The sequence below is a fragment of the Gordonia terrae genome (genome assembly GCF_001698225.1).
In the GTDB taxonomy this organism is placed as follows: Bacteria; Actinomycetota; Actinomycetes; order Mycobacteriales; family Mycobacteriaceae; genus Gordonia; species Gordonia terrae.
Genome location: NZ_CP016594.1, coordinates 102801 through 113854, shown reverse-complemented (window position 1 = coordinate 113854; position 11054 = coordinate 102801). Strand labels below are relative to the sequence as shown.

Here is an 11054-nt window from a genome sequence, read left to right as displayed (position 1 = left end):
GCCTCAACACAGGAGGATCGTGTCAGTGTCCGGCCCCTCGATGATCGACCCCTACCCGCACCGAATGGGTGGCCACTGTGGGTCCGGTGCGATGCGAGACCTCATGGAGTGGACCGGGCTCGGTTACGACGGCCCACCCGACGAGGGCCTCGTCTTTGCCCTCGGCGGAGCCCTCTCCCTCACCTACATTCGATCAAAAGCGCTGATGCCACCCGTGTACTTAGTCGGACGAGGACCTGATTTTGAGATCGACCTCCCCCGCCGTCTGGGCGGCACCGTCGAGGTGCTTGCCACAGACGACCCGGCCGAGGGTTGGGAGAACCTTCGTGGCGAGATCGATCAGGGACGCCCTGCACTGGTCTGGGCGGAGATCGCAGAACTCCCCTACCTGCGGGTCCAGTTGCGCATGAGCCGCCACGACATCGTTGTAGTCGGCTACGACGAGACGCAAGGCGTCGCGTACATCGCCGACAACGATCGCGAAGACCTTCAACGCGTCCCACTGGACGCACTCGCACGCGCGCGCCGCTCGACCTCCTTCCCGGAGCCAACCCGACACACGCTGTTTCGTATCAATTGGCCACAGACGCCACCTTCGATTCTCGAGGTGGCCGCACAGGCATTCGCACAATCCGCAGCGAGCCTGAGCACCCCAGGCGCATCGACGATCGCCGGGCCCGCAGAACACGGGTCACACGGCCTCGACGCTGCCAGCGCGCTCGCATCCGACGTCTGCAGCTGGGGAGCCCTGTCGACCGACGACCTCGAGATGCATTTATTCAGCCTCGGCGCCTTCATCGAGAAAGCGGGGACCGGCGGCGGCCTGTTCCGCCGACTGCTGGCACAGGGCTGCGACGAAATCGCGCGCCTCACCGGCGATCACGCCACCGCCATCCTTGCAGCCAACGCCCACCATGCGGCGACATCCTGGACTGCAGTCGCACGCGCAGCAGTACAGAAGGATCACGCCTCATCCGAGCGGCTCCGATCCGTCACAACCCTCGCGGCGGCTCTACCCGAGGCGGAAACGACCCTGGAGGCGTCACTACGAAAGGCCGCAGCATCCTTGTCAGGCTAACCGGCCTGTCGCGGCAAGTCCGCGAGGAGGACGCTAAGCAGGGCCGCCGCGTTCACACAAACGCACGCAGGAGCATTACCATCAGCAGGACGCCGGTTCCCGCTGACCCGGGTCCTGTGACATCGACAGGAGGCAACCGGGAAGCCTGCAGTTCTTCTCGCAGCGTCACGTATCCTGGCCTTCGACCACGCCACCGTGCAGGCGTCCACCCGTGATGCTACCGGCGACGCGGACAACGATCGAGACATGGCGCGGAGCCACTTTGCCGCGGTGCGAAACCAGATCCGCTACGACCCCTACACAGCAGCCCGCATCCTCCTCGAAGTCGGCGACGGTTCAGCATTCGCCACCGCAGGCCACCTGGCCGCCTACGCCGGCATCGCACCAGTCACCCACCGATCCGGCACCTCCATCCGTGGCGAGCACCCCGCCCGATTCGGAAACCGCAAACTCAAACGAGCCTTCTTCCTCTCCGCGTTCGCCGCACTGCACGACCCCACCAGCCGCGCCTACTACGACCGCAAACGCGCCGAAGGAAAGAAACACAACGCCGCCCTCATCTGCCTGGCACGCCGACGATGCGACGTCCTCTACGCGATGCTCAAGCACAGCGAGCCCTACCGAACCCCAATCGCTTCAGCTGCTTGACAAACCCATAGGGACACCCCCCGTTCTGGACGACCCCCACCCAGCGTCTCACGCACGCTCACCACGAGCTCGGCGGGAATCGGGCCCCGACGGGTCTGTCCGATATTCGGTGTAAGCGGCGGTTTTCCGATTGCTCGGCGGGTCAGCGTTCTTCGGCTGCGGGCATACGATCGGCGAACGTGATGGCCGGGGCGTTGAGCGCTGGCTTCCAGCGTACGGCCCACTTCGTCTGACCGGTACCCTTCGGGTCCAGCGACCGGGTGACCAGGTAGAGCGTTTTGAGTGCGGACTGCTCGTTCGGGAAGTGTCCTCGAGCGCGCACCGCACGCCGGTAGCGGGCGTTGAGACTTTCGATCGCGTTGGTGGAGCACAACACTCGCCGTATCTCGACGTCGTAGTCAAGGAACGGGATGAACTCCTCCCACGCGCTCTCCCACAGGGTCACGATCGCCGGGTACGGCGTGCCCCATTTCTCGGCGAATTCCTCCCACCGCGCCCGGGCGTCAGCGGCGGTCGGCGCGGTGTAGATCGGTTTGAGATCGGCGCTGATCGTGTCCCAATACTTGCGGGAGGCGTACTTGAAGGTGTTGCGGATCAGATGGATGATGCACGTCTGTACCGTGGCCAACGGGAACGCGGCAGATACACTGTCGGGCAACCCTTTCAATCCGTCACACACAACGAAGAAGATGTCGCGGACACCCCTGTTCTTGAGGTCGGTGAGCACCGCCAGCCAGAACCTGGCCGACTCGCCGTCGCCGTCGCCGGCCCACATGCCGAGGATGTCTTTGTGCCCGTCGAGATCCACCCCGATCGCGGCGTAGATGGGCCGGTTACGCACCTGCCCATCCCGGATCTTGACCATGATCGCGTCGATGAACACCGCCGCGTACACTTTCTCCAGCGGGCGTGCCCACCACGACACCATCTCTTCGATGACCCGATCCGTGATTCGGGAGACGGTGTGAATCGCCCCGGGTTTGCTGGAGGCTCGGTTAGTTGGTTCCAGCGTTTGCGGGGACCGGGTTCTCACGGTAGCTGGTGACGGTGTGGGTCGACCAGTAGGCGCTCTCGTACTCGACGGGTGGGACGTGTCCGATCTCGCCGTGCAGGCGGCGGTGGTTGAACCATTCGACGTACTCAGCGACGGCGATCTCGACCTCGCCCACACCTGCCCAGCCGCCTCGCGGGCGCATCACGGGTTACGGATGCATTCGGCTTTGAACAGCGAGTTGAACGCCTCAGCCATCGCGTTGTCGTATGAATCCCCTTTGGAGCCAACAGATGTCACCGCTTCGGCTTCGGCCAGTCGTTCGGTGTAGCGGATGGCTCGGTATTGCACTCCGCGGTCGGAGTGGTGGATCAGCCCGGCCACGTCGTGGCCGGCACGCGACCGTGCCCACAATCCCATGTTCAGGGCGTCGAGGGCGAGGTCGGTGTGCATGGTGGTCGAGACCTGCCAGCCGACGACCATCCGCGAGAACACGTCCAGGACGAACGCCGCGTACACCCAGCCCGAGTGGGTGCGGATGTAGGTCAGGTCCGCCACCCACAACGCGTTCGGTGCCGCCGCGGTGAACTGACGGTTGACCCGGTCAGCCGGCCGGGGTGTTTCAGCTCCCTCGCTGCGCGTGGTCTTGCGTGTCTTGAGTCTCGCTATCCCCTGCAGCCCATCGGCTTTCATCAATCGCTCGACGGTGCAGCGGGCAACACTATGGCCCTGTCTGCGCAATTGGGCATGCACCTTGCGGGCACCGTAGACGCCGAGGTTGTCGGCATGCACCGCGCGGACCTGGGTAAGGAGCTCCCGGTCACGCACCACACGAGGCGCCTCGGTCTTCTGGGGGCTCAGGTGGGCTCGTACCGTGGACGGAGCGATCTGGGCGGACGTATCGCGCAATGCCGCACAGATCGGATCGACTCCGTGTTCATCGCGGTGAGCCGCGACGAACTCCACGATCAGCGCTGTGGGCGGTCGATCTCCGCCGCAAAGAAAGCCGAAGCCTGCTTCAAGATCGTGTTCGCTCGCCGCAGTTCACGGTTCTCCCGCTCCAACGCCGCGATGCGGTCAGCGTCCTCACTCGTGGTGCCCGGGCGGACCCCGCCGTCGATCTCGGCCTGACGAACCCAATTGCGCAACGCCTCGGGATGGACTCCGAGCTGATCGGCGATCCGCTTGATCGCACCTCTCGACGAATCGGGATCTCGTCGCGCTTCACATGCCATCCGGGTGGCCCGGTCCTTGAGTTCCTCACTGTACTTGCGTGGTGCTGCCATGCTCTCCATCCTTCACAGGTTCGAGAGCCTCCGACAGACCCGGGGCGGTTCAGTGTCTTTCGATACCGACGCACCGTATGTTGACGACGCCTGAAAACTGACCCCCTGACGACGGGTGAATTTTGACCCCCCCCGTCTTGTTAGGAGGGTGATTTCAGTGGAGCAATGGGCAGAGATCCGCCGTTTGCATCGCAGTGAGGGTGTGCCGATCAGGGAGATCGCGCGCCGGTTGGGGGTGGCCCGCAACACCGTTCGTGCGGCGTTGGCTTCGGATACCGCGCCGAAGTACTCGCGGCCGGCGACGGGCTCGGCGGTCGACGCGTTCGAACCGCAGATCCGGGCGTTGCTGCGGGAGTATCCGACGATGCCGGCGACGGTGATCGCCGAGCGGGTTGGGTGGACGAGGTCGTTGACGGTCCTCAAAGACCGGGTCCGGGCTATTCGTCCAGAGTTTCGTGGGGTAGATCCAGCCGATCGGGTGATCTATCAGCCCGGCGGCTGTTCACAGTGGGATTTGTGGTTTCCGGACTACCGAATCCCTCTGAGCCACAATCAGTTCGCCATGCTACCGGTGTTGGTGATGACGTTGGCGTTCTCCCGGTACCGGTCGGCGGTGATGATCCCGTCTCGCCAGGGCGGAGACATCCTGACGGGAATGTGGCTGCTGCTGTCGCAACTGGGCGGGGTGACCCGCAAACTGGTGTGGGACCGCGAAGCCGCGATCGGCCCCAAGGGCACACCCACCGCGTTGGCGGCCGGCTTCGTGGGCACGTTGGGTACGCGGCTGGAGCTGGCGCCACCGCGAGACCCCGAGTACAAGGGCATGGTCGAACGCAACAACCGGTTCTTCGAGAGCTCGTTCCTGCCGGGCCGCCAGTTCAGCTCACCGGCCGATTTCACCGCCCAGTTCGATCGGTGGCTGGCCGATCATGCCAACACCCGAGTGGTGCGCGCGATCGGTGATCGACGCCCGTGTGACGTGTTCGCCGAGGACCTCGAGCAGATGACCGGCCTACCTCCGACCGCACCGCATATCGGCTTGAGTAGCCGGGTGCGACTCGGTCGCGACTACTACGTACGTGTAGCCGGCAATGACTATTCGGTGCACCCGTCGGTGATCGGTCGGTTCGTCGACATCACTGCCGACCTGCAGCAGGTGCGCATCCTCTGCGGCGAGGTCACCGTCGCCGACCACGCGCGCAGCTGGGCCAACCACGTCACCATCGCCGACCCTCAGCACGTGCGAGCAGCCAAAGAACTGCGCCGCGATTACCGCCGCCAAGACCTCGCCAACCGGGCCCGAAACGCCGCCCGCATCCGCGCCCACCCTGATGGCCACGAGGTGCCGATCCGGGCGTTACCGGACTACGACGAGCTGTTCGGGGTGAACTTTGCCACCCCGCCCCAAGCTCACCCGCCCACCACATCCACCAGCATTGAAAGGTGAAAGACTGTGTCCGACAATCAAACAGGTAAACAGATCGAGTTCGCGGCGCGGGCGTTGAAGATGCCAGCGATCCGCCGATGCTGGGCGGAATTGGCCGAGCGGGCCCGCACCGACAACTGGACCCACGAGCAGTACCTCGCAGCGATTCTTGACCGCCAGGTCAGCGAACGCGAAGCCAACGGCACCATGCTGCGGATCAGCGGCGCGCGCTTCCCTGCGGTCAAAACACTCGAGGACTTCAACTTCGACCACCTTCCAGGACTGCGTCGTGATGTGATCGCCCACCTGGCCACCAGCACCTGGATCGCCAAGAGCGACAACGTGATCCTTCTCGGACCACCCGGGGTGGGAAAAACCCACCTCGCGATCGCGCTCGGGATCAAAGCCGCACACAACGCCTACCCCGTGCTCTTCGACACCGCCACCGGATGGGCCACCCGCCTGACCGAGGCACACACCACCGGCCGCCTGGCCGCCGAACTCAAACGGCTCCGCCGCTACCGACTGATCATCATCGACGAGATCGGCTACCTCCCATTCGACTCCGACACCGCCAACCTGTTCTTCCAACTCATTGCCAGTCGCTACGAACAAGGCTCGATTCTGATCACCTCGAACATGCCATTCGGCCGTTGGGGCGAAGTCTTCGCCGACGACGTCGTCGCCGCCGCACTCATCGACCGCCTCGTCCATCACGCCGAGGTCATCGCTATCGACGGCGACTCCTACCGCACCAAAGCCCGACGAGAACTCGTCAACACCGACCAGTAACCACACCAAAGGGGGTCAAAATTCAACCGTCGATAAGGGGTCAGTTTTCAGCCGCCGTTGACACCGTAGACATCGGCGAAATGCGCTGAGATCTCGCCGGTTGTGAGGCCTTTGGCATACAGCGACAGCACTACCCGATCCACATCGGTGACGCGACGTTTGCTCTTACCGACAATTACCGGGTCGAAGGTGGCGTTGCGGTCGCGGGGCACCTCGATGGGCACCTGCCCGCACGCGTCGGTCAGGACCCGTTTCGTGCGCGTGCCGTTGCGTGAATTGCCGGTGTTGCGGCCGGCCACGTCATGTTTGTCATAGCCAAGATGTTCGGTCATCTCTTCATCGAGCGCGGCTTCGAGCACGCTCTTGGTCAGCGCTTTGAGCAGCCCGTCAGGACCGGTCAGAGCCACTCCCTGAGCGCGTGAGCTACGTACCAGATCGCTCACCAAAGCCTGCTCGGCCTTCGAGAGCTCACGCACCGCATCCGCGGTGGTGACATCGTGTTCCTGACCGGTCTGAACCGGCCCTGCCACCGGGGCATCCACGCCCCCGATTGTGTCGGTCATCGTCGTGATTCCTCCTGCCCCACGCCGGGGGCGATCAAAACCACTTACACCGAATCAGCGACAGTCCCCAACGCCGCGACGGGCCCTCCTGCGAGTTCTACCAGCGTCAACGACGCGAGGGGCGCTCGCACGTGGGTCGGGTGTGGTGCCGCGGCCGACCGTCGAGCGGGTGTCAGTCGATGAGGTGGGCGCGATGGCTGGATGACTGGCGGGGCCGGTCAGATCTCGGCACGTGCGTGCGTACTAGCGGGACGCTGGATGCGTGTCGGTTCGGGTACTCGGCCACCAGCTTGCTCTGCCGACAAGTGTGGCGATGGTCGGCACGACGATGGTGCGGACGATGAAGGTGTCGAGCAGCAGGCCGATGCCGATGATGAGTCCGACCTGGGTCATGATCGAGATGGATCCGGCCATGAGTCCGAACATGCTGGCAGCGAAGATGAGGCCGGCCGAGGTGATGACTGATCCGGTGTTGGTGACGGTTCTCAGGACGCCGATGCGGATGTTGTTTTGGGATTCTTCGCGTAGGCGAGAGATGAGAAGCATGTTGTAGTCGGCGCCGACCGCGACGAGGACTATGAAGGCCAGTAGTGGTACGGGCCAGGCGATGTCGGTTTTGAGGATGTGTTGAAAGATCAGGACGCCGATACCCAGTGCCGCGGTGTAGTTGAGTATGACGGTGCCCAGAAGGTATAGCGGCGCGATGAGTGCTCGGAGTAGGAGTATCAGGATCAGGCCGACGATGGTGAGGGTGGCCAACGCTAGGAGTCGGAAGTCTTCGGTGAGTAGACGTTGCAGATCGGCGTTGATGGCGGGGAACCCGGCTGTCGCGATGTTGGAGTCCTGCAGGGTTGTGTTCGGTCTGGCGGCGAGTGCGACATCGGTGATTGTGTCGGCCAGTTGCATGGCCTCGGTGCTGTAGGGGTCGAAGCTGGTTTGTATTGCGTAGCGCACGGTATGGCCGTCGGGCGAGACGAACTGGCGAGCGACGTCGACGAAACGGCGGTCTGCGTTGGCCTGAGGTGGGAGGTAGAAGCCGGTTGCTGAGTTTGTTCCGGCGGTCTCGCGGGCGGAGGTTTGTAGTTGTGTGGCTAGCGCGGCCATCCCGGCGAGTTGTTGAAGGTTGCTGTCGATCAGCGCGGATACACCGGCGGCGAGTTGGCGTGATCCCGCCGCGAGTTGACTGATACCTGTTTGCAGTTGGGTGAGCTTGCCGGGAAGGTCTTGGCTGCTGATGCTTCCCAGCGTGGAGCCCAGTGAGTTGACGGTGGAAGTGAGTTGGTCGGTGACTGTTGAGATCGGTGTATCCAGCTGCGCGAGTTGTGTTGACAGCGTGGCGATCTGGTCGAGGGTCCCGTTGCTCAGTAGGGCGTCGAGATTGCGGGTCTGCGCGCGCAGAGCTGCGCACTGCGGGACTTGGGTGCACCAGGGCGCATTATCGAGGATGGGCAGGATCGAGGTCACTGTTGCCAGGGCTGCAGATGTTTGGCGGGTGAGCGCGGCCAGCTGTGGGGCATTCTGAGAAGCGCGATCGAGCGCTGGTGCAGATGCGGCGAGTTGGCGTAGTAGTGGCTGGTACTGCTGAATTTGCTGCCCGGCTGTGCTTGCCTGATCGAGGATGCCGGCCAGGGGGGCCAAGTTGGTGCGTACCTGGGTGTCGAGCTGAGTAAGCCCGTCGGCGAGTTGGAATGCGCCTGTACGGAGCTGTTCGAGGTCACCGCGGCGGTTCTGGCCATCGTCGACCGCACCCGCCAGCCGGTTCCCGATCTGGCCGTTCTGCCAGGACAGCTCGGCTTGCTCGAGCTTGTCCCCGGTGGGACGGGTAACGCCGATGACTCGAGTCACTCCGGGGATCTGGGATACACGTGAGGCCATTTGCTCAAGATCGGCCAGCCCGCTGGCAGTACGGAGATCGATCGGTGCATCTACGACGAGGAACTCGGTGATAGTGACGTCTTGAGGGAAATGACGGTCGAGCAACGCGTAGCCTTCGTTGCTGTCGGTTGTCGCGGGTTGCCCCTCACGATCGTCGAAGGTGATCTGGATGCCCGTCGCGAAGACGCTAAGCACGATTAGCCCGACCAGGGTTAGTGCCAGCAGCGGCACAGGACGCCGCACGACGAGCACGGCGACGCGATTCCAGTACTTTCGGGTCAGATCTCGCCTGGGTGCGCCCCAGCCGAATCGTGCCGCCCACAGCAACACCGGTGGTAGCAGGGTGACCGTGGCGAGGAATCCGATGAGGATGGCGATCGCGCATGCCGGACCCAAGGTGGAGAACACGCTCAGCTGACCAAAGACCATCGCCAAAAAGGCCAGCGCCACCGTGGCAGCTGAAGCCAGGATGACCCGTCCGATAGTTGCTGTCGCGTCCACGAGCGCAACCTCGGTGGTGGCGTCCTGGCGTAGCCGTTCGTGATAGCGACTGATGAAGAAGACTGAGTAGTCGACCCCGGCTCCGAGCAGGATGACGGTCATGAACGCGACGGTGAACTGCGATACCGGCATACCGAGTTCGCCGAGTGCGGACAAGATGCCACGGCCCACGCCGAGGCTGACACCGATCACCAACAACGGCACCAGCGCGGTGAACAGCGATCGGTAAACGATCAACAGAATGATCGCGATAAGCGCCACCGTCGCCAGAGTGATCACGACTAAATCGCTTTCAGCACTGACGATCTGGTCACTGAAAGTGGCTGTCGGCCCGGTGACATGGACAGTGGTGCCCGTACCGTCAAACACGCGCTGCGCGGTTTGGCGCACGGTCTCCACAGCATGCGTGGCCGTTGGCCCTCCCAATGTTCCGGTGACCCCGACAGGCAGGTACCAGGCTTGCCCGTCCTCACTCAAGGCTTGGCCGGCCGTCGTCGGATCGGAAAGCAAATCCCGCACTGACTGCACATCGTCGAAATTTTCGCGCAGCTGCAGAACGAGCATGTCGTAGCGTTCCCGCGCCACGTCGGTGAACCCGTTCGGGTTCTCCATGGTCACGAAAACAGTGGTCTTGGCGCCCTTCTCACCGAACGCACCACCCATCTGATCGAGTGCTTGAAACGATGGAACCCCAGCAGGGATCGGATCAACAGACTGCTGCCGCACCACCGTCTCCAGCTGGGGAAACAGAATCGCCAAGACGATACCCACAGCCACCCACGCCCCGATGACGAGGAATCTGTGCGCCAAGGTGAACCGTGCCAACCGCCCCAATGTCGTGCTGTACTCGCTGCGTTCCGCCAACCGGCGCGCCGCCAAGCGCCCACCACTTGGACGTTGGACCACCATATGCAGCACCTCACCCTCGACCCAGCCCGTCTACGAAACCGACGGTATCGTTACGGTACTAGCAGTACCGTAGATGGGGAAGGAGGTCAGGAGGTTTGGTGTCGCCGGTGGGCCATGAGGAAATCGTCGACAAGCTGTTCGAGATCGCCAACGGTCATCGACCGAATGCCCGTGAGCTTGGCAAAGATCAGCGGGCCCGCGAGCTGGGTGACAGCCATGGTCAAATCGAAGTTGTCGAGCTCAGCCGTGGCCACGTCACTCGTCAAAACTCGATCGAATGGTTCTCGATACTGCTCGACGACTCGACGACGCAGTGGCGCGAGCGCGTTCTGATCCCCGTCGGATTGCCCGGATTGCCGGGGCTGCTCGGGAAGCATTGCCAACCATGCCAGCGTCGTCAACTGCAGCGGTGCATGCTCAATAAGCTCAGCCTGCCGCTGCATCAGCTTCAGCAGGTCATCACGGATCGACGTCGTCGTCTCGGGGGTCTCGGCCTGAGGCAACAATCGCTCGAAGGCAGCCGCCACCAGATCTGTGGAGCTCTCGAAGTGACGATACAAGGTGGTGCGAGCAACACGAGACAGTCGAGTGACCGCCTCCACGGTAACGGCTTCGACCCCGCCACTGTTCAGCAAGGTCACCGCAGCATCCAACAAACGCTGACGCGACCGAACCCGCCTCGGGTCAACATCGTCGAAATCGATGGTTTCCACCCTGGCCACTCCCTACGAAACCAAATCAAGAACCTCTGACTGCACACCAATACCGTCGGTAACAGAACGAAACTGCCAGTGGCGGTACCGATGGAAGGCTCGAGGGGGGCCTTATGAGTGCCGCCACGACTGTGGCACTGTCGTCAACAGTACCGTCTGTAGCGCTCCGCTACTAAGATGAGCGGCGACCAAGGATGATCCCCCATGACAGCCAGCAGTCAGGATTGTGAAATGCGCTCCGTTTGTGTGAGCAGTTCTGCCGCGTGCGTGAC

At 63.2% G+C, this 11054-nt stretch carries 5 protein-coding genes, 4 pseudogenes and 1 other annotated feature; of the genes and pseudogenes, 4 read left to right on the top strand and 5 right to left on the bottom strand.

Going from position 1 to position 11054, the window contains the following annotated elements; translation table 11 throughout:
• The first annotated feature begins 40 nt into the window (after positions 1-40).
• Together BCM27_RS00580 and BCM27_RS00575 are read left to right on the top strand one after the other, a co-directional pair.
• Positions 41-1078 carry a BtrH N-terminal domain-containing protein gene (locus BCM27_RS00580; protein WP_472892132.1) on the top strand — a complete coding sequence of 346 codons (1038 nt, stop codon included), beginning with the start codon at positions 41-43 and terminating at the stop codon, positions 1076-1078.
• Positions 1079-1378: 300 nt separating this feature from the next.
• Positions 1379-1726, top strand: a pseudogene (locus BCM27_RS00575) (transposase); the annotation flags it as partial.
• A 142-nt stretch (positions 1727-1868) separates the two neighbouring features.
• Here BCM27_RS00575 and BCM27_RS00570 read toward each other — a convergent pair.
• Together BCM27_RS00570 and BCM27_RS00565 are read right to left on the bottom strand one after the other, a co-directional pair.
• Positions 1869-2690, bottom strand: a pseudogene (locus BCM27_RS00570) (IS256 family transposase); the annotation flags it as partial.
• A gap of 31 nt (positions 2691-2721) precedes the next feature.
• Positions 2722-4003: pseudogene (locus BCM27_RS00565) on the bottom strand (IS3 family transposase).
• Positions 3597-3725: a sequence feature (AL1L pseudoknot), on the bottom strand. It overlaps the preceding pseudogene by 129 nt.
• 148 nt (positions 4004-4151) lie before the next feature.
• On the opposite strand from BCM27_RS00565, the gene istA reads away from it, so the two are divergent.
• Positions 4152-5450 carry an IS21 family transposase gene (istA, locus tag BCM27_RS00555; RefSeq protein ID WP_165629285.1) on the top strand — a complete coding sequence of 433 codons (1299 nt, stop codon included), beginning with the start codon at positions 4152-4154 and terminating at the stop codon, positions 5448-5450.
• Between the two features lie 6 nt (positions 5451-5456).
• Positions 5457-6221 (top strand): IS21-like element helper ATPase IstB, encoded by a 765-nt coding sequence (istB, locus tag BCM27_RS00550; protein ID WP_004021756.1) that lies wholly within the window; start codon positions 5457-5459, stop codon positions 6219-6221.
• A gap of 56 nt (positions 6222-6277) precedes the next feature.
• On the opposite strand, the pseudogene BCM27_RS00545 reads toward istB, so the two are convergent.
• The 3 genes and pseudogenes from BCM27_RS00545 to BCM27_RS00535 form a co-directional block, all read right to left on the bottom strand.
• Positions 6278-6784: pseudogene (locus BCM27_RS00545) on the bottom strand (transposase); the annotation flags it as partial.
• A gap of 243 nt (positions 6785-7027) precedes the next feature.
• Positions 7028-10069 carry an MMPL/RND family transporter gene (locus BCM27_RS00540; RefSeq protein WP_033206569.1) on the bottom strand — a complete coding sequence of 1014 codons (3042 nt, stop codon included), beginning with the start codon at positions 10067-10069 and terminating at the stop codon, positions 7028-7030.
• Between the two features lie 86 nt (positions 10070-10155).
• Positions 10156-10782 (bottom strand): TetR/AcrR family transcriptional regulator, encoded by a 627-nt coding sequence (locus BCM27_RS00535; protein ID WP_004021759.1) that lies wholly within the window; start codon positions 10780-10782, stop codon positions 10156-10158.
• Between the last annotated feature and the right edge of the window lie 272 nt (positions 10783-11054).

Excerpts from the sequence above, each read along its gene's own strand:
- BCM27_RS00580 (WP_472892132.1), top strand. The coding sequence starts at position 41 with ATGATCGACCCCTACCCGCACCGAATGGGTGGCCACTGTGGGTCCGGT.
- BCM27_RS00540 (WP_033206569.1), bottom strand. The coding sequence starts at position 10,069 with ATGGTGGTCCAACGTCCAAGTGGTGGGCGCTTGGCGGCGCGCCGGTTG.